This is a genomic window from Kitasatospora sp. NBC_00070 (assembly GCF_045041205.1).
Taxonomy (GTDB): domain Bacteria; phylum Actinomycetota; class Actinomycetes; order Streptomycetales; family Streptomycetaceae; genus Kitasatospora.
Genome location: NZ_CP108247.1, coordinates 935877 through 958785 on the forward strand (window position 1 = coordinate 935877; position 22909 = coordinate 958785).

The following is a 22909-nucleotide window of genomic DNA, read 5'->3' on the forward strand; positions in this document are numbered from 1 at the left end:
ACCGACCACCCTGGAGGACGCACCACTTGGCAGACGAGCAGACCACCCCGGACCCGGCCGCGCAGACGGACCAGGGCCCGGATGAGACGACCGCGGTCGCCCCCGCCGGCCCGGCGGACGACGGCGAGCGGGACGAGGCCGCGCTACCGGCCTGGGCCCGCACCGAGCTGGAGACCGCCCGCGCCAGCGCCGCCAAGCTCACCGAGGTACAGGCCGCGCTGACGGCCGCGAAGACCCCGGAGGAGTACGAGGCGGCCACCGCCCGGATCACCGCCCTTGAGGGCGAGCTGCACCGCGAGCGCCTGGGCCGGACCTACAACCTGCCCGCCGTGTTCGCCGACCTGATCACCGGTGCGGACGAGGACGAGCGGGAGGCACACGCCAAGGACCTCGCGAAGGCATTCCACACCCGCACCACCACCCTGGGCACCGGCGGGCTGACCCCCGGCACGCCGTCCACCCCGACCGACCCGGTCGCCCTGGCCGCGCTGGTCACCCGCTCCCGCGCCTGACCGGATACCAAATTCGTACCCGCTGACAGAAAGCTGACTACCTGAGCAACGCATTTCTCAAGGCCGAGACCATCGCGGCCACCGCGCTCGGCCTCCTTGAGCGGGACCTGATCCTCGCCAACCTGGTCTGGACGTCTGGTGGTTTCGACTTCACCGGCGCTAAGGGCGACACGGTGACCATCCGGGTTCCGGCCCGCCTGGACGCTCGCGAGCAGGACTGGCGAGCGGCCAACCCCGCCGACATCGTCCTTGATTCCCTCACCGAGGAAGGCGTCAACGTCTCCCTCAACAAGGACATCTACTCGGCCGTCCAGATCACGGACGAGGAACTGACCCTGGATATCAAGGACTTCGGGGCCCAGATCCTCTCTCCGCAGGTCGGCGCCGTCGCCCGCGCGATCGACAACGGCGTTGCGTCCCTCATCGAGGGTGCCACCTACAACACCACCGTCACCCTCGACGGCAAGGACCCGTGGTCGGGCATCGTCGACGCCCGTGGTGCGCTGAACAAGCAGAACGTTCCCTTCCAGGGCCGCACCCTGCTGGTCGGCTCCGACGTGGAAACCAGCCTGCTCAAGTCCGAGCGGATCAGCAAGGTGGACCAGTCCGGTTCCGACTCCGCGCTCAAGGACGCCACCCTCGGCAACCTGGCCGGGTTCAAGGTCGTCACCTCCACCGTCATCGCCCCGGGGACCGCGTACGCCTTCGTGCCGTCCGCGTTCGTCCTGTCCACCCGTGCCCCGGCCATCCCCGGCGGGGTCGCCTTCGGCGCCTCGCAGTCCTTCAACGGCCTGTCCATGCGGTGGATCAAGGACTACGACTCCGCGAAGCTCCGTGACCGGTCCGTGGTGAACATCTACGCCGGGTACAACGTGATGACCGACCGGCTGAACGGCACCGGGGCCCGCAAGCTCCTGCGCGCGGTCAAGCTCACCCTCCCCGCCACGCCGTAAGGAGGCTGAGCAACGACCGAGTCACTGGCGACAGTTGACCAGCTGGCGGCGCGGCTCGGCTACACCCCCGACGGCCCGGACCTGGCCCAGGCGGAGGCTGCCCTCGCGGACGCCTCCGCCACGGTCCGGGCCTACGGCCTGCCCTGGCCCGACCCGGCCACCGCCCCCGACGTGGCGCGCTCGGTGGTCCTCGCAGCCGCAGAGCGCCGGGTGCGCAGCCCCGAGGGCTACCGGATGGAAATGCAGGGCTCGTACTCCTACCAGCTCCCCGCGTCCGCCCCGGTGGGTGTGGACCTGACGCCGGGTGAGGCCCGGCTGATCCGCTCGGCCGCCGGCTCGACCGGCCTGTTCTCCGTGCCCATCGCCGGGATCGGCGGCAGCCTGTGAGCATGCTCGACCGGGGCCGCGACCGCGTGCTGGTCTACCCGCTGCGGGACGTGGACGACGGGTACGGCGGCACCCAGCCGGGAGTTGCCGCACCCGTCACCGTCTGGGCGACCGTCCGCCCGGCAACGACTGCAGAATCCCCCGAGGGCGGCTACCTCACCAGCGCGGACCACTGGCTCACCGCCCGCACCCTGCCCGCCGGACCCTGGTCCAGGGTGGAGTGGGACGGCACCGTCTGGACCGTTGTCGGCGACCCGAAGCGTTTCCGGGGCAGCCGACGCACCGCCTACGCCACCGCACTGATCCGGCCCCGAGGAGGTGACGCACCTGGCGACCGTCAAGCCGAACACTAACTCCGTCGTCGCCCACCTCCCCGGAGTCCGACGGGAGGTACGAGCCGAACTGGAGCGCCGGGCCGACCTGGTCCGCGCAGCGGTCGCCGCACACGTCCAGACCGGTGACCTGGCCCGCTCCTTGACCGTCGAGGTGTCCGCGCCGGACGCCACCGTGTCCATCGCGGACCCGTCCATTCTGGCGATCAACTACGGCCACATCGCGCCCGACGGCACGCCCGTGGCGGGCCTGCACCTGATCGAGGCGGCCCTGTGATTCCTGTTCTCCCGGACGTCGACGCCCTCGTCACGTCCGCCCTGCGCAAGGGCCTTGCCGGGGCGACGGTGCGGGTCCTGTGGCCCGCCAGCTGGTCCGCCGCGCTGCCCCTGGTGGTGGCCCGCCGCGTGCCCGGCTCCGCCGGCTCGGCCGCAGGCATCGACGCCGCCCTGATCGACGTGCAGTGCGCTGCCGCCACCCGCCGCGAGGCGTCCGCCCTGGCCCGCACCGCCCGCACCGTCCTGCTGGCCGCCTGCCGTGCGCAGTTTCCCGGCCCGGACGGCTATCTCAGCACCGGGCGGGAGATCAGCGGCCCCGCCGAACTGCGCACCGGAACACCGGACCCGGGGCCGGACCTGTTCCGCTTCCAGGCCACCTACCGGGTCACCGCCCGCCCCCATCCACCGACCAACCACCCTGAGGAGTAGGCCCTTTGCCGATTTCCGACACCGCCGTGATCGTCCCGGCAGGCGGCTATCTGTACACCGCCCCGCCGGACGAGCCGAAGCCGACCACCATCACCAACCCCCTGTCCCCGGGCGCCAAGTGGGTCAGCGTCGGCCACACCAGCCTGGACGAGCTGCCGGAGTTCTCCCGCGACGGCGACGACCCGGAGACGAAGGGCAGTTGGCAGAACACCCGCTTGCGGCAGACCAACCCGAGCGTCGCCTACTCCATCAGTTTCAAGTCGATCCAGGCGGACGCCGAGACGTACCGCCTGTACTTCGGCGCGGGCACCGACGCGGTCCAGGCCGATGGTTCGTTCCGCATCCCGGCCAGCCCCGTGCCGCAGGTCCGCTCCGTGCTGCTGATCCTCGTGGACGGCACCCGGTTCCTGCCGCTGTGGCACCCCCGGGTGTCCCTGCTGGGCTCCGACGCCATCTCCATGGCCAGCGATGACTTCGTGTCGTTCCCGATCAAGGGCACGCTCCTGGGCTCCACCCTGATCGGCAACGCGGTCGGCGAGTGGGGCGTCCTGGTCTGACCCGAGCGGATACGAAATTGGTACCCACCCCCACCACCCTGGAGAAGCCCCTGCCCTCTGTCCTGTCCTGCTCCGACCTGCTGGCGGAGGTCGAGCGCGAGTACACCGGCCTCCCGCTGGAAACCCGCGCCGGTACCGCCGTCACCCTGCGCAACCTCCTGCTCCTGCCCGCCGAGGGCCTGGCGTCCGCCCGCGCGGTGCTCGCCGCCATCAGCGACGCCGGAGACGACCTGGCGTCCCTGGAGCCGAAGTTCCGGGACCTGCTGCTGCTGGTCGCCGACCAGCCCAAGACACTGGCCGAGGAGATGGCCGACTGGCCGCTCGGCCTGTTCGTCCGCGTCGTCACCGCCTGGCAGGAGGCCACGCAGCTGGGGGAAGCCTCGGACTCGGAGAGCTGATAGCCGACGGGCACGGCGGGGCACTGCGCGCCGACCTACAGCGGTACTACGGCCTCGACCTGGCCGACCTGTGGCGCGGCACGCTCTCCCCCCGCCGGGCCTGGACGCTCTCCGAGCACCTGCCCGACGGCTCCGCGCTCGGGGCCTCCCTCGCTGGCGGACCCGAGCACCGGGGCTGGACCCTCCAGACCCACTTGCTCGCCCACCTCGTCACCGCCGTGCGCTACGCGGATGCCAACAACGTCCGCGTCAACGGCGGGAAGGTGCGCGACCCGGAGCCGGTGAAGACACCCGGCAGCCACCGCCCGCGCCCCGCCCTGGACCTGGCCAGCCACCCGCTGGCCATCGAACTGAACAGCCCCACGACCACCGGAGGTGAGTGACTGGCCGGTCCCGGTGGCCGTGAGGTAGGGCGCCTGAGCGTCCGCGTCCTGCCCAACACCAGCAACTATCAGACGTCGCTCCAGCGGTACCTGGACCGCATCGAGAGCCGCCTCTCCGTCAAGGTCCGGGCGGTCCTGGACCACGACCAGGCGGAGCGGGACCTCGCCCGCGCTACCCGTTCCCTGCGCTTGCCCGTCCGCCTCACCCTGGCCGACGGCGCGCTGGAGGACCTTCGCGCGCAGCTCCGCCGCATCACCCCGCCCGTCGTCGTCCCGGCTCGCGTCGAAGCAGACGCCAGCCAACTGGACGAGGTCCGCCGGGCGGTGGACGGCCTCGGGCGCCAGTCCGGCCCGGCCAACAGCAAGGTCGGCGCTCTGCTGGGCACCCTCGGCCGGCTCGGCAGCACCCTGTCCGCAGCGGGCACCGTCCCTGGCCTGGCCAGTGCCGGTGCCGGACTCGCGGCGATGGCACCGGCTGCCGCCCTCGCCGTCCCCGCCCTGCTCGCGGTCGCGCTCGCCAACGCCGCCCTGAAACTCGGCCTGAGCGGCGTCTCCGAGGCCCTTGCCGGGGACGCCGACGCGCTGGCCAAGCTGACCCCCGCCGCACGCTCGTTCGTCACCCAGGTCCGGGCGCTCGCACCGGCCTGGGGCGAGGTCCGCAAGTCCGTCCAGTCCACGCTGTTCGAGGGCCTGGACCGGTCGATGACGGCGACCGCCGTGCAGGTTCTCCCTGCCCTGCGTACGGGGCTGACCGGGACCGCGACTGCCCTGAACGCGATGGGGCACGGGGTCCTGGACACAGCCGTCGGCCTCGCCGCCAGCGGCCAGTTCGGCAAGGCCGTCGCCGGAGCGAACGCAAGTCTGACGAACCTCTCCCAGGTCCCCGCGGTCGTCCTCCAGGCCCTGGTGCAGCTCGGGGCCGGTGCCGCACCGGCCTTCGCCCGCGTAACCGCCGGGATCGGCGCGGGAGTTGAAAGTCTGTCCGTCAAGCTGGCCGACGGTCTCAACTCCGGCGGGATGCAGCGCGCGATCGACGGCGCCATTGCCCTGGTGCGCCAACTCATCGGCGTACTCGGCTCGGTGGGCACCATCGCCGCCAACATCCTCGGCCCGGCCGCCTCGGCCGGTGGCGGACTCCTGGCCGTCGTAGCGGGGATCGCCGCGCAGCTTGCCCAGCTCACCGGCACCGCCGAGGCACAGGCCACCCTCAAGGCCCTGTTCGAGACCCTGGCCGCCATCGGCCACGCCGTCTCGGGCGTCCTCGGCGCAGCCCTCAAGGCTGCGCTCCCGCTGCTGATCACGCTGGTCAACACCTTGGCCGGGCCGGTCCAGCAGGCCGTGGCCGTACTCGGTCCTGTCCTGGAGAAGCTGGCCGGGCAGCTCGGCCAGGCCCTCGGTCCGGCCGTGTCCGCGCTGGCCAGCATCCTGGCGACCGGTCTGCTGCCGGTGGCGGTCCAGCTGATCGCCTCCCTGGCGACCGGGCTCGGCCCGGTGCTGATCCTTATCGGCCAGCTTCTGGCCCAGGTCGCCCAGGTCGTCATGGGCGCGCTCCAGCCGATCCTGAACCAGCTCACCACGGGTGCCCTCGATCCGCTGCTGGCCGCCTTCTCCGCCATCGCGGTGGTCCTGGCCGACGTCGCGGGCCGCCTGCTCACCGCCCTGGCCCCGGCCCTGGCGACGCTGGGCGGCGTGGTCGGCGAGCTGCTTGCCAAGGGTGTCGGTCCGCTGATCGCTGCCGTCGGCGGCCAGCTCGCCACGGTCCTGTCCGCTCTGCTGCCGATCCTGATCCCGATCATCGAGCTGGTGGGGCGCCTGGCATCCGTGCTGGCGACGATCTTGTCCACGGCCATCACCGGGATCGTGATCCCGGCCCTGCGGCTGGTCTCGTCGCTCCTGAGGGGTGATTTCAGCGGTGCATGGGATGCCGCGAAGGAGATGATCCGGGGCACGGTGGAGACGATCAAGGCCTACGTGACGGGCATTGGCACCGCCGTGCGGGACGTCGTCACGACGATCCCCAGTGTGCTCGGTGACCTCGGCGGGCTACTCGTGTCCGCCGGAAAGGACCTGATCAAGGGCCTGCTGCGGGGAATCCGGTCCGCGTGGGGCGATGTAGAGCGCGAGCTTGGACGCCTCACCGACAAGTTGCCCGACTGGAAGGGCCCGCCCTCCAAGGACCGGCGCATCCTCACCCCCGCCGGACGCCAGGTCATGGCCGGGTTCCTTGACGGCATCCGGGACCAGCTCCCGGCCCTGAAACAGGCACTCAACGGCGTGACCACCGCCCTGCCCGCGCTGGTCGGCACCTCCGCCGGCCTCGGAGCGGATACCAATTTCGTACCCGCTCCCGGACAAATCTCCGACCTGGTGAGCGCCGTCGACCGCCTGAACGCCCGCGACATCGTCATCCAGATCGGCGCACAGGAAATCGCCAGGGCCGTCGCCCTGGGCAACCGCCAGAGCAACCGGAGGTGAACAAGCTTGACCATGTGGATCGGCCGCCCTGGCGCACTGCGTGAAATCACGGACGGGGCGGAGCAGTTCGACAGGAGCCCGGACCTCGGCGCCACCGAGTTCCGGGCCCTGTCCGGGGCCGTGACCACATGGTCGCCGCCCGTCCAGCCCGCCCGCTGGTCGCTGAGCTGGTCCAGGATGCAACGCCCGGAGTGGTCCGCGCTGGACCGGCTCGCCCGGCGCCTGGACAGCCCCGGCCCGCTTGCCCTGATCGACCCCCTGTCGGCCAACTGGCTGACATCAACCCAGGCCGCAGGGCGTGGCAGCGCGGGCCAGTGGATCATCGACCCCGGCATGTCCCTGGTCGGCGGAGCGGACGCCTACAGCCCCGCGTCCGTCACCGTCTGGGGGGACCTGACCACCGGCCTCGACCTGTTCTGGACCCACCCGGCCTGGAACGGCTACCCCGTCGCTCCCGGCCAGACCATCGCATTCCACGCCCCCTCCCTGGCCACCGTGGCAGGGCAGTTCCGGTTCAACTGGCTCAAGGCCGACGGCACGTACCTGTCCACAACTGTGGAAAACCGCACCACCATGCCCATCGTGCGGACCGCACCCGCCGGGGCCGCGATGGTCCAGCCCGGAATCCGGTTCTCCGTCACCGGCACCTGGCCGGTCGGCACCGCCTACCTGCGGGAGGCGACAGCGGCCGACACCCTGCCCGAGACACCCGTCACCGAGCAGCTCACCGGCACACAGGCCGCCGGCCTGGCACCCGCAAGCCAGTGGCAGGTCAGCCCGGAACTGACAATCGCCGTATCCGGCCAAGACGTTCAGGTCAGCCAGGCGAACGGGCCCGGCGGCATCCTGCGCTGGCTCCACCCCGGCGGGAAACCGGGATGGCCGGTGCAGCCGGGTGAGTACGTGCTGTTCGGCCGCTCACCCACCCTCCTGGCCGTCGGAGGCACCTCCCGTACCCTCTTTGAGTTCCTCACTACAGACGGGCAGTTGATCCCGTACCAGTCCGAGGGCGGCGCGGCCGTTGTCCCGTCCGGCGCTGCGTACGTGCGGCCCACCGTCACCTGGGGCATCGAGCTGGCGAAGAACGTCAAGATCGGCGCCTGCTCCTTGAGGATCTACGCCCGGCACCCCGCCGGCCCCGTGCCAGGGGATGGCGAAGGCATCGCCAAGGCCAGCATCACCGAGTACAGCATCACCGCCGTTCCCGGGTTCCCGGACGAACGCAACGTCAGCATCGGCCTCGTGGAGGTGATCTAGTGCAGCAGGCAGGCCCATCTCTGGCTGAGGCCCTGAAATCCGGCGAGCGCCGCGAGGCCCACGCCACCCGCCTGGGCGGCCTCGACCTCGGCCCGCAAGTGACCAGCTGGGCCCTGGACGCCAGCTACGGCACCGACCTGCCCGACGCGATGCGCGCTTACAGCGGGGCCAGCAGCGCCCAGATCGACCTGGAGCTGACCGGGCGCAACGGGGTCAGCGCCCCAGCGCTGTACGGCCCGTGGGCCCCGCATGCGACCGCCGATGCGGTCCGGCCCGGCCAGTCCGTCACCCACCGCTGGGGCCTGGGCACCTACACGATGGCTTCCTTCCGGGGGACGGTGAGGGCCCGGTCCGCGAAGTCCGGTACGGACAGCGTGCTCGTCACCGCCCTGGACGGCGCAGAGCGCCTTCGGATGCCCGCCCAGCTTCCCCGGCCCTCCGGCGGCCTCGACGAGGCGGCCTCCGGCATCGCCGCCACCGACTGGGTCGGCTCGGCCACCTGGTGCGTCGACCACCTCCTGCGCCGGGCAGGCATCCACACCAGCCCGCCGCCCCGATCCGGCTGCATCATGTACGCCAGCTACCACGGCGGCGCCGCCGCCTCAGTCGGCACCCTGACCACCCTGTCCGGCGGCTGGAACCGCTGGAGCCACCCGACGCCGCCCTACACCGCTGCCGCCCTAGGCCCACGCAACGGCTTCGCCGTCGCCCGGTACGCCCCCGCCATCCGGGGACTCAACCGGAACCTGAAGGGCACGGGGTACTGGTACGAAACGTTCTTCGACACCACCGACACCGCCCCGTCCGGATGGAACCCCTACAGCCAGGCCCGGCTGGAGATCCACTGGACCACCGCCGGAACGGAGCAGCGGACCTCCTTCCTGCTCGACTGGTCGGGCCAGCGCCTGGTCGCTGCCGCCGGAGCCATCACCACGGTCCCGGAGCAGAACCCGCAGATCACCTGGTCCCCGCCGGAGATGGGCGCCGAACGCAAAGGCCGCTGGCACGTCGGCTTCTGGATCACCGTGTCCGACGCGGGCACGGTGACGGTGGCGGCCCGCCTCACCGGCCCGTCCGGCAAGCTCATGACCTGCGCGCCCCAGGCAATCCCGGGGTACACCCTGCCGCCCGGGGCGATCCATGACTGCTCCGTCGTCCTCGGCGACCTGGCGGTCGAAGCCCTCCAGCTCACCCCGATGGCCGCCGTTCCGTCCGGTGCGTCCGTCACCCAGGACGGCCAGTGGACCCTGGGCGCGAAGCTGGACGTGCCCACACTCCCGCTCACCGTGCTGCCCGTCGTCTCGGGCAGTGCCTGGGACGTGATCACCACCATCGCCAAGGCCACGCTGTCCACGGCGGAGTTCAAGGCCGACGGCATGTTCGTCTGGCGCTCCGCATCCCGCTGGGCCACCGCCCCGACCGCGCCGGACCTGACCGTCACCTCAGCCCGCGAATTGGCTGCCCTGACCGTCACCGAGGAGATCGACTCCTGCCGCAACTACCTGCGGGTCAAGTGGCAGAACTGGGCCACGATCAAGGCCATCGCCCGCGAGCGGGCCAGCATCACCACCCTCACGATCCCGACGGGGGCGACCGTCACCGTCCGCTGGGAGATCGGCGAGGACGAACTCGACCCCCTCCCCCCGGTCACCACCACCGCCGGAACAGTCCAGGCCGGAGGCATCCGGTTCTGCTCCGCCGACAGCGACAACGCCCCCGTACTGCTGGGCGCGGTCGAGGTCGGTGTCGGCCGGGCGGACGGCCTGCTGACGATGACGCTGACCAACCGGTCCGCGAGCACCGTCTACTGCCGCCGGCTCGGACCCGACAGCGTCTGCTACGACCTGGTGACCCCGGTCCTGCCCAACGGCGTCGCACCAGTCGCCAACTGGGCAGTCGCCCTCAACACCATCAGCCAGCTCGCGTACGGCCGCCAGGTCTACGACCACGACACGGCCGGTTGGGTGCAGGAGAGCACCGGGGCAACCGCCCTGGCCACCACCCTGCTGACCGCAGGCCGCTACCCCATCCCCCTGCTTGCGGACGTGGAAATCCTGGCCGATCCCCGCATCGAGCTCGGTGACGTGGTGCGGGTCGTTGACACCACCGGCGCCCAACTCGACACCCTGGCATGGGTCGTCGGCAACCGTGTCAACGGCACCGCAGGCGGGGTCAAGCAGACCCTCACCCTTCGCGGGACCGCGTCACCCGGACCGCCGACCGACACCGGCCTGACGCCCGATCCGCCGTATGCACCATAAGGAGAACCGCTGACAGACACGACCGCGGAGCCGCTTGTGCTCACCGATGGCCAGCTTGCCGAACTGGCGCGCCAGATCGCCGGTCTGCTGCCTGGGTACCTGCTGCTGCGTGACCCGCCCAGCGTTCCGCTCGGCGCCCCGGAAGCTACAGCGGGGGACCGAATTGAGGCCGCCGGGGTGAGCATCTCCAGCCCGGACTAGACCCGAGCACTCCAGGGACAGGAGCGGATACCAAATTGGTATCCGCTCCTGATCTTTGGAGCGAGTAGTGGCAGAAACCTGGGTCGCGGAAGCCGAGCGGCTCGGCGCCGGATCGATCGGCAGTGCACCCGACACTCCGGGTGCACCGGCCCGCGCGGTGTGGCACACCACCGAGAGCGGCACCGGCGACGCGGCGTTCGATGCGGTCGCCGGATACCTGATCCGCGAGGGCTACCAGCCCCACTTCCTGTACGACCCCACCACCGACCGGCTCGGCCAGTTCGGCCCCCTCGACCAGTCAGCCCGTGCCCTGGCCAACGCCCCCGGCATCCGCACCAACCGGACCGGGTCCGCGTGCATCCAGATCGAGGTCCTCGGCCGCGCGGCACAGCCGTTCACCGCCACCTGGCGGCCCGGACCGCGCTTCCGTGCGCTGCTGCGGGCGATCCGGTCCTGGGGCATCCCCGACGCTTTCCCGGTGCGCCTAGCGGCCAACGGCGGTGACTGCCTGCGCCCGTCCGGGACCTGGTCCACCACCGGCGGTCACTACGGACACTGCAACGTGCCCGGCAACGACCACTGGGACCCGGGCAACCTGGACACCGCCGCGCTGTTCGCTGCCGCAGGTCCCGGCGGTACGAACCCGCCCCGCCCGCCGGCTCCGCCCGCCGATTCGGGCCCGCCGTTCCCCGGCCGGACCCTGCGCAACTACACCCAGGGCGAGGACGTGCGGACCTGGCAGGCCCGGATGCGCCAGCGCGGCTGGTCCATCGACGTGGACGGAAAGTTCGGCCCCGCCTCGGCAGCCGTGGCCCGGCAGTTCCAGGCCGAGAAGGGACTCACGGCAGACGGCCTCGTCGGCCCCCTCACCTGGCGCGCCGCTTGGGCCGCCCCGATCACCTAGGAGGCCAACTGGCCCCACCTGACGACCCGCTGGGCGTGTACGTCTCCCCGCGCGAGATCTACGACGAGATCGTCGGTCTGCGAGGGGACGTGCGCTCCCTCGGCGAGCAGACCGCCAGTGTCCGTGACGAGCTGGCCGACCACGAGGAACGCCTCCGCGCCCTGGAGCAGTGGCGCTACGCGGTCCCCGCCGCCACGGTCGTGGCAGCCATCGCCGCCGTCGCCCAACTCATCCGCTAGAAACAACACTTGGAGTCACACCTGTACGACTTTGTCCGCACCCACCCGGCCCGCCTGTACGCCGTCCTGACAGCCACGCTGGCCCTCGTCGCGCACTACGTCCCCGGCCTGCCCACCGCCCTTGCCCTGGCCCTTGTCGCGGCCGTCCTGGGCACCGGTGAGGCCGTCCAGCGAGTGGAGGACGGCAAGACCTCCACCGCCCTCCAGGCGCCCGTGGAGGCGCGCGAAGATAGCGCTTAACTCCGAGTCGCGCGAGGGGAGTTGAGAGTTCGATCTTTCTCGCGATCTCCCCTCGACGGCTCGCGATCTTGCTCGGTAGCTTCGTTGATGTCAGGCCGCGCCAATGAGGGGCGGGGCCGACAGCAACCGAAGGAACTGCCGTGACTGCGAACGCCATTGAGACCGTGCCCTACCTGACCGTCATGGACGCCATCACCGCCGGGTACACGGTCGGCACCTGGGGCAAGGGCACCACCCCGCACGCCCTCCTCCAGTCCAACGAGACCAGCACCCTGTGCAACAAGCGGGACGCGGTCAAGCTGGACAAGGCCGACCCGGAGGCCAAGCTCTGCCGCACCTGCGGCGGGTGGGTGACCAAGGCCATCGCGGAGAAGGCCGCCGACGCAGACGAGACCATCACCCCGGCTGGTGACGCGATCGAGACCACCCAGGAGCGGGACGCCGCCGAGGCCGAGGTCAAGGCGAAGGCCGAGGCGGACGCCAAGGCCCTGGACACGGTGGACTACACCGCCATCTACGGGATGGAGGCGGAGTGGAAGGGCGCCGTGTCGAAGGTGGCTACCGCGCTCAAGGCCACCTCCAAGGCCAACGCGGTGATGGCCGGGGCGATGCTGATGCTTCGCACCATGGTGGTCCGGGACGGTCTGCCCACCCTGGACGGGGCCGCCAACCCGTACCAGACCGCCGTGACGGACCTGCTGAACGAGGCCAGTGCGAAGGCTGGCATGGAGGGCGCCGCTGGTAACAGCGAGCGGACCAGCCTCAAGCGGGGCGCCCAGCACCTGCTGGCCGACCGGCTGCTCACGGAGTACGTCCGGGCCCTGGACGCCAAGGACTCCGGCGAGGCGTGGAAGTTCAACCTGTTGGTTGACCGTCACCACGCGGTGACCGGCCCGGCACTGGAGGCCGCGAAGGAGGCTTACGAGGCGGCCAAGGCAACCGGCACCAAGGAGGAGGCCAAGGCGGCCCGCCAGGCACTGGAGGCCGCGAAGACCGAGCACAACCAGCCGGTCAGCGAGCTGGTGTTCCGTGCCTTCCCGACCGTCAGCCGGATGACCGGCGCGGAGCTGCGGGCGGCGAAGAAGGAGCCGAAGCCGGTGGCCGCCAAGGCCGCACCCGTGGCCGAGGAGCCCGAGGAGAAGACCGAGGCCGCCCCGGCCCCTGCCCCGGCGCCGGAGGAGACCGGCCCCGTGGCGCTGCTCAAGGCCATGCGCAAGGCCCTGGCCCGGCTGGACGCCGAACTGCTGCTGAACCTGTCCCCGGAGGACCGCCAGGCCCTGCTGGACGAGATGGACCAGCTGGAGGGTGCTACCGCGTCCGTCCGAACCACCCTGGTCCCGTAAGCCACCGAACCGGCCCCGTCTGATCTGCGGATCAGGCGGGGCCTTTCCGCGTTACGGAGGTCCGAGACCTCCGGGCCGGGCCCCGGCGCTCTACCCGTGCGCTCCCCAGTAGGTGACCGAACACCACCTGACTGCACGGGAGTTGCACCATGTCCGTCCGTACCATCCAGCGCGGCGGTGCCCGCTGGTATGTCCACCCCGAGCTGGACGTGAAACTGCCGTCCGTCACCAGCATTCTCAACATGATCCCCAAGCCGTTCCTCGCCTACTGGCAGGCCAAGATGGTTGCCGAACTGGCCGTGGACTCGCTGAACATCGTGGCCCAGATGGCCGCCAGGGACCGCGCCGGTGCGGTGGACTACCTCAAGGGCGCTGCCACCCGCTACACCCGCGTACGGGCCCGCCTGGGCTCTGACGCGCACGATCTGTTCGAGCGCCTGCTCCGTGGCGAGCACGTCGCCCGCGTCCACCCGGACCTGGAGCCGTACAAGGCGGCGTTCCTGGAGTTCCTGGCACTCTTCCAGCCCGAGCTGGTCCACGCCGAGGACGTCTGCTGGAGCGATACACACGGCTACGCCGGGAGCTTCGACGCGATCATCCGGGTGCGCCTGGCGGAGGACGGCACGCCCGATCCGGACGGTGAGCCCCACCTGCTGATCGTCGACTGGAAGACCTCCAAGGACACGTACCCCGACGTCTCGCTCCAGCTCGCCGCCTACCGCCACGCGGACCGCATCATCAAGGCCGACGGCACCGAGCTGCCGATGCCGGAACTGGACGGCGCGGCCGTCCTCCACGTCACCGCCGACGGCTGGGCCTTCAAGCCCGTCGCGTCCGGCAAGGCCGTGTTCGCCGTCTTCCGCACCCTCCAGGACGTGTTCCGGTGGGACCGCGAGACCTCGAAGACCGTCATCGGCCGCCCCGTTGCCACCGGCTCGCAGACCCTGATCACCGGCACCCAGCGCCGGGCCCGCTGACCGTCCCAGCCAGGCCCCGCCGGCTCGGGGAGCGGGTACCAAAGTCGTACCCGCTCCTGCCCAACCACCCTTTCACCAAGCCTCTGGAGGCACACCCCTGGCAGTCCGTTCCCGCATTTTCGACACCGACCCCGACGCGCGCCCGAAGCCGAAGCCGGACTTCTCCAGTGACTTCGCGTACAAGTTCCGCGCTGGCCGCACCGTCAACAAGAAGCCCGTCTCGCTGGCGACCTGGCGCGTGACCACCGGTGACCCGGACGTGGCCCAGGCCGTCGCCGGACTCCTCGGCGGTGAAGTCGCCGAGTGGGAGACCTCCAAGGAGGACAACCTGGAGGTGATCACCACCTCCGCCACCGTCCGCCTGGTCCTCGACGGCCCCGACGCCGTGGAGTCCTCGCTTATCCTCTGGGGCCGCTCCGGCCCGATCCACGAGTGCGACGGCGTCAGCTACCTCAACCCGCCGGAGGACGCGGGCACGCCCTGCGGCTGCCCGCCCCTGCTGACCGAGCGCAAGGCCCTGCACAAGGCCGAGCGCGGGCCGGGCCCGCACACCAAGGTCACGTTCCGGCTCGCCGACGCCCCGCACCTGGGCAAGGGCCAGCTGGTCTCCGGCAGCTGGGAGCTGCTCAAGGTCCTGCACGAGCTGGAGAACGACCTCGACGCGGTCGGCGCCCCGGCCCTGGTCGAACTCGACCTGGAGCTTGTCCAGTTCACCACCACTGCTGGCGTTGACGTGGCGTTCCGCAAGCCGGTGTTCACCGTGCTCGGTCCGGCCCCGCTGGACGGTGATGCAGGTGAGTAGCCGTCAGGTGGTCTGCGACTACGCGGGCGACGAGCTGTACCCGGGTGACCTGATCAACTACTCGGCCCGGCGCAAGAACCGGGTCCGGGTGTCCGACGCGATCATCCGGCGCGTCACCACCCGCGTCGTCGGTGGCCGCCTGCGCCCCATGCTCCTGGTGGAGCCGACCGGGGTGGAGTCCGGCTACGTCCGGCGCCGCTCCCTGCGCCAGACCTGGGTGTCCTCGGAGCACGTCCGGCTGATCATGTCCGGGTATGCCCGGCCGTGAACCGTCGGGTTACGGCCGAAGAATGAGGCCATTTCGGGGCCTACGAGGGGTACGGAAAGAGGCCGTTTCGGCGTCCTCCGCTGGTGGCTCGCCGGTTCCGCTGTGAAATGTGGTCGTTTCAGACTCTCGGCTCACTGACCAGCCGGTTTGGGTGTGAAACCTGACTGTGAGCCACCCCGTTCGGGCGAGAAACCAGGGAAACGTGTCCCGGTCCGAAGGCTAACCGTGCCGTTGGGCGCCTAAAAAGGTGCGTTCTTCGGTACGGTGCAACAGCGCCATACACACGGTTCAGATCGTGCGTATGGCAGCAAGAACCCCCGGCCAATAGAGGTGGTCGGGGGTTCCTTGTGCATGGTCGGGTGGTCGGACTACGGCGTGTGGAGCGCCGCCACCCTTGCGGGCACCCGACCTGGCGCTACTTGAACGCCGCCACAACCACCCCGAGCAATGCCACCAACACGCTGGCTACGGACGCGTTACGCCGCAGCCACCGCCCCAGCTTCGTTACCCAGGACAGCCTGTCACCCGCCATGGTGCTACTCCTTCCATCTCGTGGCCCAGGCCGGTTACCCAGGCCAGGTCTTTGGTGATGGAGGATCAGCGCCGTGTGAGGCGACGTGGACAACCTACCGCCCGCGCAAGCACCGACCAACAAAATCCACACATTCCCGAGACATGACAGATCATCACCAACCGTCCCGCAATGGCCCGATCATCATCCAATAGCAGCAAGGGAGTTGAGACTGACCAACCAAGATCAGGGCACACGGTGGGAGAATCGCGTATGCCAGTACCTGACCGCCGAACTTCCTCCGCCTGCCAGCAAGACCGAGCGCATCTCCCGCACGGCCCAGACCGGCAGCCGTGACCGTGGTGATCTGACAGCCCGCCCGTTCAGCCTTGAGTGCAAGGACCAGGCCCGGCACAGCGTCCCCGCGTGGCTGCGCCAGGCCGACGCCGGCTCGCGCGCTGCCGCGATGCCCTACTCCGCGGTCGTCGTCAAGATCCGGGGACGCCGTACCGGGCTCGCGCAAGTCGCCATCAGCATCCGCACGTTCACGCGGCTGCGCATGCTGCTCGGGCTTGACACCACGATGGCGGCCGTCGGCTACGGCTTCCGCGTCAGCCTCCGTGGCCTCGACACCAGCCGTTGGTACATGGTCTGCGACCTGGAGACCTTCGCCGTCCTCCTCCAGGACGTGCGCGACGCCCGCAGGTAGGGGCCGCTCTACACGTGCTCTCCCACGAGGGTCAACAGGCCTCAAGGAGTACAGCCGTGCAGATCACCGACCTTCTCGCCCGCCTCCGCAACGTCACCGGCCACGCCGACGGCGGGTACCTCGCGGCCTGCCCGGCCCACGCCGACCGGACCCCGTCGCTGCGCCTGTGGCACGGGGAGAACGGCACCGTACGTGTCACCTGCCGGAGCGGCTGCACCGCCGACGCCGTGCGCCGCGCCATGCGGGTGAACTGGACGGACATGTTCAACGTCACCGGAGACGGCCCCCGGGTCAGTGCCGGGCGCCCCGCCCCCGCCGGCTCGGGCCCCATCGCGGCGCTCGCCGTCTACACCGAGGCCACGAACGCCGCCCTCGCCGACTTCGAGAACCCCGCGTCCGAGAGTGCCCGCCGCTACCTCGGTACCCGCTTCGGCCTGGACCTCGACACCGCCGCCGACCTCATGGTCGGTGTGGACCACGGCGGGAGCACGCACCCGTTCCCGTACCTGTCGGGGACGTACCGCGCGTACCCGCGCCTCACCGTGCCGCTGACCGGCTTCGACAACGTCGTCCGTGGCCTCCAGGGCCGGGACCTGACCGGCCAGTGCCCGGCCCGCTGGGTCAGCCTGTCCAACCCCGACGGGGGCCGCTGGGGCGCCTACGGCTGGTTTCCCGGCCGTGGCGGCTTCGGGACGACCGTCATCTGTGAGGGGCCCGGCGATGCCCTGACCGCTGTTGCCCTCGGGTACAACGCCGTGGCCATCCGGGGCGCCTCCCTGGCGGGGAACCCGGAGTTGGCAGCCGAGCTGGCGGAAGGCCTGCGCGGCATGCACGTCGTCATCGCCGGGGACCAGGACCAGGCCGGGCAGGGCTTCACCGAGCGCCTGGCCGCCGGGCTCGCCGAGCACGGCATCGACGCATACCGCCTGGACATACCCGTGTCCGGCGGAGATCTGACGGACTGGCGCGCGGCGGACCTCCGGGCCTTCCCGGACGCACTGCACCGCGCGGTCAAGGCGGCGCGGCCGGTGCGGACCGTGGACGCCGAGGCAGAGCGCCGGGCGGCTGTCCTGTCCGAGCGCACCGGGGCCGACTTCGTCAGCCGCGAACAGGGCGTCCAGGCCCTAGAGATGCTGGGCAGCCTCGTCGACCGGTTCGGCGAGTCGGACGCGATGCACGCCTACGCCCTCGTCGCCTGGACTAACGGCCGGATCAAGTTCAGCCCCGGCCTTGGCTTTTACGCCTGGGACGGCCGTGTGTGGGTCCGCTCCGCAACTCTCGTCCGCCAGCAGATCCACCGCATGGGCGCCGCCCTCGCGCTGGCCGGGAACCCGAAGGCCGCGAGGGCGTTCCTGAACACGAGCGGCATCGAGTCGATCATGACGGAACTCAAGTCCGTGCCGTCCGTCTACATCGCCGCCACCGCCTTCGACAGCCAGCCCGACCTGTTGAGCTTCCGCAACGGGACGGTCAACCTGCGTACCGGCCACTTGCGCCCGCACGACCCGGACGACCTGCTGACGTACTGCCTCGACCTCGACTACCGGCCCGAGGCCAGGTGCCCACGCTGGGAATCGTTCCTCGGCGAGATCTTCCCGGGGCACCCCGAACTGAGCGGCTACATGCGCCGGTTGATCGGCTACGGCGTGACAGGGCACACCAGCGAGCAAGCGTTCGTGGTCCTGTTCGGAGGCGGGGCAAACGGCAAGTCCGTGCTGACCGACACCCTCACCCACGTGTTCCGTGCCCTCGTGCAGACCACGCCGTTCGCCACCTTCGAGGAGAAGCCCTCGGGTGGCATCCCCAACGACCTCGCCGCACTACGTGGTTGCAGGCTCGCCCTGGCGTCCGAGGGTGAATCTGGACGCCCCATGTCCGAGGCCGTCCTCAAGCGCACCACCGGCAAAGACATGATCAGCGCGAGGTTTCTGAGGCAGGAGTTCTTCGAGTACAAGCCGAGTTTCCTCCTGCTCCTGGCGACGAACCACAAGCCGAAGTTCCGCAGCCAGGACGCCGGTTTGTGGAGGCGGGTCAAGCTCGTGCCGTTCGCCCGGTACTTCGCACCCCAGGAGCGTGACCACACGCTGGACGCGAAGCTGCTCCTTGAGGCGGAGGGCATCGCGGCCTGGGCCGTCCGTGGCGCCATCGACTGGTACCGCGACGGCCTGTGCGACCCAGAGGTGATCACCGGTGCGGTGAAGGACTACAAGCAGACCTCGGACCAGCTCGCCGGGTTCTTCCCGGACGTTCTGGAGCCATGCCCGGAGGGCACGGTGATGGACGGAACGGACGCCTTCAATGCCTACCTGACCTGGTGTGAGGCCGAGAACCTGCCGGGCCGGGAGAGGTGGACGAGGCGCACGTTCTACTCCGCCTTGGAGGAACGGGGCATCCCGCGTAAGCGAGTCACCAAAGGCATGGCCCTGGTCGGCATCCGCGAGGCCAGGCCCGCCGGCTCGACCCGGGCATCCGGGATCTTCGCGCACTAGACCTATGCCCTCCGGGGACAGGGGTGGATACGAAATTCGTATCCACCCCTGATCCATAGGGGGTGCCCCGTGCGGACCTACCACCACCAGGTCGCGGGCGAGACCGTCACCATCAACATCCCCGAGACCGGGGAAGACCTCGACCAGTTCTACGCCTGGGCCCAGGAGGCGGACCGACGCGGACCCATTGCGCTAGACACCGAGACCACCGGCCTGGAGGTCTACAGCAGCCAATTCCGGTTGCGCACCGTCCAGTTCGGTGACCGTTCCACCGCGTGGGTCATCCACTGGGAGCGGGGCGGGGAGTTCCAGCAGTTCGCCCGCGCCGTCCTCACACACGGCCAGCGGTTCCTGATCCACCACGCCGCCTACGACTGGTCGGTCCTGGACCGGCACGCGGGCATCCCGCTGGAGTCACTGGCCCCGCGCACCCGGGACACCCGGATCATGGCCGCCCTGATCGATCCGAGGCAGCCGTCCGAGGGCGGGCGCGGAACCGGCCTCAAGCCCCTGTCCGCGCACTGGGTGGACCCCCTCGCCCCGGACACCCAGGACGGCCTGCTCGCCGAGTTCCACGCGCACGGCCTGACGAAGGCCACCGGCTGGGCCCAAATTCCGCTGCACAACCACCTGTTCAACCTGTACGCCGGGCTGGACGTCATCCTGCTGGCCCGACTGGAGCCGCACCTGCGCGGCGAGCTGGACCACCTCGGCGTACGCGCCCGGCTGGTGGACTACGAGCACCAGATCGCCCGCGTCTGCGCGCACATGCAGCGCACGGGGCTGATCCTCGACGAGGACTACACCCGGGAGCTGTCCCGCCGGCTCGCGGACGAGGCGGAGCGGTTCGCCACCGAGGCGGCCCGCTACGGGGTCGCCAACGTCAACAGCACCCGGCAGATCGCTGAGGCGCTGGCCGGGATGGGCGAGCACCTGCCCGAGCGGACGGCGAGCGGCCAGGTCAAGGTCGACAAGGCCGTACTCCTCCAGCTCGCCGACCTCGACGGCCAGTGGAGCCCGCGCGGGACCCGCACCCCAAACCCCCTGGCCAACGCCGTACTTCGGTCCAAGCGTTCCGGGAAATGGCAGACCACCTACGCCCAGACCTTCCTGGACTCGGTGGACGACGGCGGTCGCATCCACCCCCTGATCTCGCCCCTGGCCGCACGCACAGGCCGTATGTCCATCTCCCGGCCCGCGCTCCAGACCCTCCCCGGTTCGGACCAGACCATCCGCCAGTGTCTCCTGGCTGACGAGGGCCATGTCATGGTTTCCGCCGACTTCACTGCCGTCGAGATGAGGGTTCTCGCCAGCCTCGCCGACATCAAGCAGATGAAATCCGCCATCGCCTCCGGAAATGACCTGCACGATTTCACTGCCGAATTGGTATTTGGCCCCGGATTCACCAAGGCACATCGGAAGCTGGCAAAGGCCATCGGATTCGGAAAGGTCTACGGGGGCGGGTGCGCCACAATCTCCAGGCAGTCCGGTGCGCCGTATGCGGAGGTGGAACGCGCTCTGGCCGCCTACGACCGGGTCTACCCCGAGATCCGCCGGGCCGCATCACGCTGGCAGCGGGAGGCTTTCGGGAACGGGATGACCGTCATCACCCCCGTCGGCCGCAGGATTCCGCTAGACCGCTCCCGCTCGTACGCCGCCACGAACTACATGTGCCAGTCCACCGCGAGGGACCTGCTCGGCCAGTCGCTTCTGGACATGGAGGCCGCCGGTCTCCTGCCCCTGCTCCGCTTGCCGATCCACGATGAAGTGCTGGTCAGTGCTCCTGCGAAGGAGGCGGAGGACGTGGCGCGGGCCATCGTGGAGTGCATGACGACGGACCTGTACGGCGTCCGCATCGACGCGTCCGCCAGCATCGGCGGCCGGTCCTGGGGCAGCCTCTACGGCCTCGCCGCCTAGGCCCGGAGCGGGTACGAAATTGGCACCCGCTCCCACATCTCAGGAAGGTAACAACAGTCGGTCACGCGTCATACCAGGGGATGAGGGCCGCCGGGCCAAGGTCACGATCCGGCGGTCCTCATTGCTGTCCAAATGCGACATGCCACCCCATAGGCGCCTCTATTTCTAAGGCCAGAACCACCTTTCAAATGACCGACTAGTCCTTGTCGGTTACGGCCTGATCAGCCCGACCGCGACGCCCTGCGGCCGGGGCATCGCCATGCCCCTGGGCTGATCAATCCCGCATGTCCCGCCGCTCTACCCGCGCCCTCCAAGGAGTTCGCGGAATTCGAGCGAACAAGGACATGAACAATGCGTAATCAGCTTTCCCTTGCCCAGATCCACGGCGCCCAGAACAAGGACCTCGCCGCCATCACGGCCGTGCTCGGGGTGCTGGAGACCCGGGTCACCTGGCACGCCTCCCAGCAGGCCAGCACCGGCGGCCGGCTCGACCACGGCCTGGCCGAGGACCTGGAGCAGGAGGCCCGCCTCGCCGCCTGGCTGGCGATAGAGAACTTCCGGGGCGAGAGCGTGGCCGAGTTCATGGCGTACGCCGAGCAGACGATCTACGGCACCCTCGCCGACAAGCGCCGGGAAGCCACCCGGGCAGGGGCAAGTGCCCAGACCTCCAAGGACTTTGAGGCCGCGCTGCGCGTGGCAGGTGGCGACCCGTACGAGGCCGAGCGGCTGTGTGTCGACCCGCCCGCTGGGCTCCGGCGCCTCAAGCCCGAGACGGCCTGGGCCGCCCGCGTGGCATGGCAGGGCGTCATCTCGCTGGACGCGCCGCAGGCCGACGGCACGACCCTGGGCGACCGGGTCGCGGCCACCGTCGGCGTCCCGGCCGACCTGGTGACGGACTCCGACCGGGCCCAGCTCCGCCGGGCGACGATCCGCAGCCACGTGCACGCCGCCCTGGACCGCATGGGCCCGCAGCAGCGCCACGTGCTCAAAGCCGATTACGGGATCAGCCCCGTGGCGCTCTACGGCGACGAGTCCACCGACGAGGAGCTGGCCACCGACATGGGGCTGACAGAGCGCCAGGTGAGGCAGGCCCGATACCTCGGGCGCGGACGGTTCGAGGAGCTGTACCTCGCCGGGTCCCACGACCTCGCGGCGTAAGGGGGAACAAGCGTGGATCGCACCTTCAGCACACCCGAGGGCGGCACCGTCACCGTCCGGGACGACCGCGGTCGCGTCGAGTTCCACCTCCGCGACCGATCCGGGGACACCACCGCCACCGTCTGGCTCCCGCCGGACCAGGCCCAGCCCCTGATCGACCACCTGACCAGCATCCAGAAGGGGCCTGCCCGTGCCGCTTGAGATCACCACCGAGACCACCGGCCGCCTGACCGTCCGATCCGGCGGCACCGCCCGCGTCTGGCACACCGACCGGGGGACAGGCACCGTCAGCCTGGCCGTCCCGGGGGACCGCATCGTCCTCACCCCGGCCGAGGCACGGGCACTCGCCCGAGCCATCAGCACCTTCGCCGACGCTGTCGAGACCGCCCACCAGGCCGCTGGCCTCGGCCGCGCGACCCCCTGGCGGTAGCCGCTGCGCATCCTCGAACTCTTCGCCGGGTACGGCGGGCTGGCCCAAGCGGTCGGCCCGCTGACCGGCGGCACCGTCACCTGGGTCGCCGAGACCGATCCGGCCGCCTGCAAGGTACTCGCCCACCACTACCCCAACGCCCCCAACCTCGGGGACGTCCGCACCATCGACTGGTCCGCGCTCGCCGGGCACGTGGACCTGGTCACCGCCGGGTTCCCCTGCCAGGGCATCAGCGACGCAGGGGGCCGGAGAGGACTCGCCGATCACCGTTCCGCCCTCTGGTCCGAGGTCGTCACTGCCGTTCGCGTACTACGACCCCAGGGCCTGTTCCTGGAGAACGTCGCCGCCCTCCGCACACGCGGACTCGGAACCGTCCTTGGTGACGTGGCCTCGGTCGGGTACGACGTCGAGTGGACGTGCCTACGCGCATCCGACGCCGGAGCGCCCCACCGCCGGGACCGCTGGTTCGCCATCGCAGTTCGTGCTGCTCAAGACCCCGAC

25 protein-coding genes and 1 pseudogene are annotated in these 22909 nt (G+C 70.5%); all 26 read left to right on the plus strand.

Annotated elements, in window-relative coordinates:
* The first annotated feature begins 26 nt into the window (after window positions 1-26).
* Window positions 27-512, plus strand: coding sequence for a hypothetical protein (locus OHV05_RS04320; RefSeq protein ID WP_405016413.1), 486 nt, complete (start codon window positions 27-29; stop codon window positions 510-512).
* 41 nt (window positions 513-553) lie between these two features.
* Window positions 554-1465, plus strand: coding sequence for a P22 phage major capsid protein family protein (locus OHV05_RS04325; RefSeq protein WP_405021385.1), 912 nt, complete (start codon window positions 554-556; stop codon window positions 1463-1465).
* A 171-nt stretch (window positions 1466-1636) separates the two neighbouring features.
* Window positions 1637-1852, plus strand: coding sequence for a hypothetical protein (locus OHV05_RS04330; protein WP_405016414.1), 216 nt, complete (start codon window positions 1637-1639; stop codon window positions 1850-1852).
* A gap of 2 nt (window positions 1853-1854) precedes the next feature.
* On the plus strand, window positions 1855-2205 hold the full coding sequence (locus tag OHV05_RS04335; protein ID WP_405016415.1) for a hypothetical protein: 351 nt from the start codon (window positions 1855-1857) through the stop codon (window positions 2203-2205).
* Window positions 2171-2461, plus strand: a complete 291-nt coding sequence (locus tag OHV05_RS04340) for a DUF5403 family protein (protein WP_405016416.1) — start codon at window positions 2171-2173, stop codon at window positions 2459-2461. Before OHV05_RS04335 ends, OHV05_RS04340 begins: the two co-directional genes overlap by 35 nt.
* Window positions 2458-2889, plus strand: coding sequence for a hypothetical protein (locus OHV05_RS04345; RefSeq protein ID WP_405016417.1), 432 nt, complete (start codon window positions 2458-2460; stop codon window positions 2887-2889). Before OHV05_RS04340 ends, OHV05_RS04345 begins: the two co-directional genes overlap by 4 nt.
* 5 nt (window positions 2890-2894) lie before the next feature.
* Window positions 2895-3446, plus strand: a complete 552-nt coding sequence (locus OHV05_RS04350) for a hypothetical protein (protein ID WP_405016418.1) — start codon at window positions 2895-2897, stop codon at window positions 3444-3446.
* Between the two features lie 17 nt (window positions 3447-3463).
* Window positions 3464-3844 carry a phage tail assembly protein gene (locus OHV05_RS04355; RefSeq protein WP_405016419.1) on the plus strand — a complete coding sequence of 127 codons (381 nt, stop codon included), beginning with the start codon at window positions 3464-3466 and terminating at the stop codon, window positions 3842-3844.
* A 194-nt stretch (window positions 3845-4038) separates the two neighbouring features.
* Complete coding sequence (locus OHV05_RS04360) at window positions 4039-4227, plus strand: hypothetical protein (RefSeq protein ID WP_405016420.1); 189 nt, start codon at window positions 4039-4041, stop codon at window positions 4225-4227.
* A gap of 189 nt (window positions 4228-4416) precedes the next feature.
* Window positions 4417-6702, plus strand: a complete 2286-nt coding sequence (locus OHV05_RS04365) for a hypothetical protein (protein ID WP_405016421.1) — start codon at window positions 4417-4419, stop codon at window positions 6700-6702.
* Window positions 6703-6708: 6 nt separating this feature from the next.
* Window positions 6709-7959, plus strand: coding sequence for a hypothetical protein (locus tag OHV05_RS04370; RefSeq protein WP_405016422.1), 1251 nt, complete (start codon window positions 6709-6711; stop codon window positions 7957-7959).
* The gene (locus OHV05_RS04375) at window positions 7959-10220 is read left to right on the plus strand and encodes a hypothetical protein (RefSeq protein ID WP_405016423.1); all 2262 of its coding nucleotides are present in this window, start codon (window positions 7959-7961) and stop codon (window positions 10218-10220) included. The genes OHV05_RS04370 and OHV05_RS04375 overlap by 1 nt, the downstream gene beginning before the upstream one ends.
* A 268-nt stretch (window positions 10221-10488) precedes the next feature.
* Entirely contained in the window at window positions 10489-11325 is an 837-nt protein-coding gene (locus OHV05_RS04380) for a peptidoglycan-binding protein (protein WP_405016424.1), read from the plus strand.
* A gap of 35 nt (window positions 11326-11360) precedes the next feature.
* Window positions 11361-11564, plus strand: a complete 204-nt coding sequence (locus OHV05_RS04385) for a hypothetical protein (RefSeq protein WP_405016425.1) — start codon at window positions 11361-11363, stop codon at window positions 11562-11564.
* A gap of 9 nt (window positions 11565-11573) precedes the next feature.
* Window positions 11574-11804, plus strand: coding sequence for a hypothetical protein (locus OHV05_RS04390; RefSeq protein ID WP_405016426.1), 231 nt, complete (start codon window positions 11574-11576; stop codon window positions 11802-11804).
* Window positions 11805-11944: 140 nt separating this feature from the next.
* A complete protein-coding gene (locus OHV05_RS04395; protein ID WP_405016427.1) occupies window positions 11945-13147 on the plus strand; it encodes a hypothetical protein in 1203 nt (400 codons plus the stop codon).
* A gap of 149 nt (window positions 13148-13296) precedes the next feature.
* Window positions 13297-14124 carry a hypothetical protein gene (locus OHV05_RS04400; RefSeq protein ID WP_405016428.1) on the plus strand — a complete coding sequence of 276 codons (828 nt, stop codon included), beginning with the start codon at window positions 13297-13299 and terminating at the stop codon, window positions 14122-14124.
* Window positions 14125-14239: 115 nt separating this feature from the next.
* Window positions 14240-14926 carry a hypothetical protein gene (locus tag OHV05_RS04405; protein WP_405021386.1) on the plus strand — a complete coding sequence of 229 codons (687 nt, stop codon included), beginning with the start codon at window positions 14240-14242 and terminating at the stop codon, window positions 14924-14926.
* Window positions 14919-15194: a hypothetical protein gene (locus OHV05_RS04410; protein WP_405016429.1), complete on the plus strand. Its 276-nt coding sequence runs from the start codon at window positions 14919-14921 to the stop codon at window positions 15192-15194. Before OHV05_RS04405 ends, OHV05_RS04410 begins: the two co-directional genes overlap by 8 nt.
* Before the next feature lie 737 nt (window positions 15195-15931).
* Window positions 15932-16414: a hypothetical protein gene (locus tag OHV05_RS04415; RefSeq protein WP_405016430.1), complete on the plus strand. Its 483-nt coding sequence runs from the start codon at window positions 15932-15934 to the stop codon at window positions 16412-16414.
* A 56-nt stretch (window positions 16415-16470) separates the two neighbouring features.
* A complete protein-coding gene (locus OHV05_RS04420) occupies window positions 16471-18903 on the plus strand; it encodes a phage/plasmid primase, P4 family (protein WP_405016431.1) in 2433 nt (810 codons plus the stop codon).
* 69 nt (window positions 18904-18972) lie between these two features.
* The gene (locus OHV05_RS04425) at window positions 18973-20820 is read left to right on the plus strand and encodes a DNA polymerase (protein WP_405016432.1); all 1848 of its coding nucleotides are present in this window, start codon (window positions 18973-18975) and stop codon (window positions 20818-20820) included.
* A gap of 351 nt (window positions 20821-21171) precedes the next feature.
* Window positions 21172-21978, plus strand: a complete 807-nt coding sequence (locus OHV05_RS04430) for a sigma-70 family RNA polymerase sigma factor (RefSeq protein WP_405016433.1) — start codon at window positions 21172-21174, stop codon at window positions 21976-21978.
* A gap of 12 nt (window positions 21979-21990) precedes the next feature.
* A complete protein-coding gene (locus OHV05_RS04435) occupies window positions 21991-22179 on the plus strand; it encodes a hypothetical protein (RefSeq protein ID WP_405016434.1) in 189 nt (62 codons plus the stop codon).
* Window positions 22169-22408, plus strand: coding sequence for a hypothetical protein (locus OHV05_RS04440; RefSeq protein ID WP_405016435.1), 240 nt, complete (start codon window positions 22169-22171; stop codon window positions 22406-22408). The genes OHV05_RS04435 and OHV05_RS04440 overlap by 11 nt, the downstream gene beginning before the upstream one ends.
* 60 nt (window positions 22409-22468) lie before the next feature.
* A pseudogene (locus OHV05_RS04445) lies at window positions 22469-22849 on the plus strand (DNA cytosine methyltransferase); the annotation flags it as partial.
* Window positions 22850-22909 lie beyond the last annotated feature (60 nt).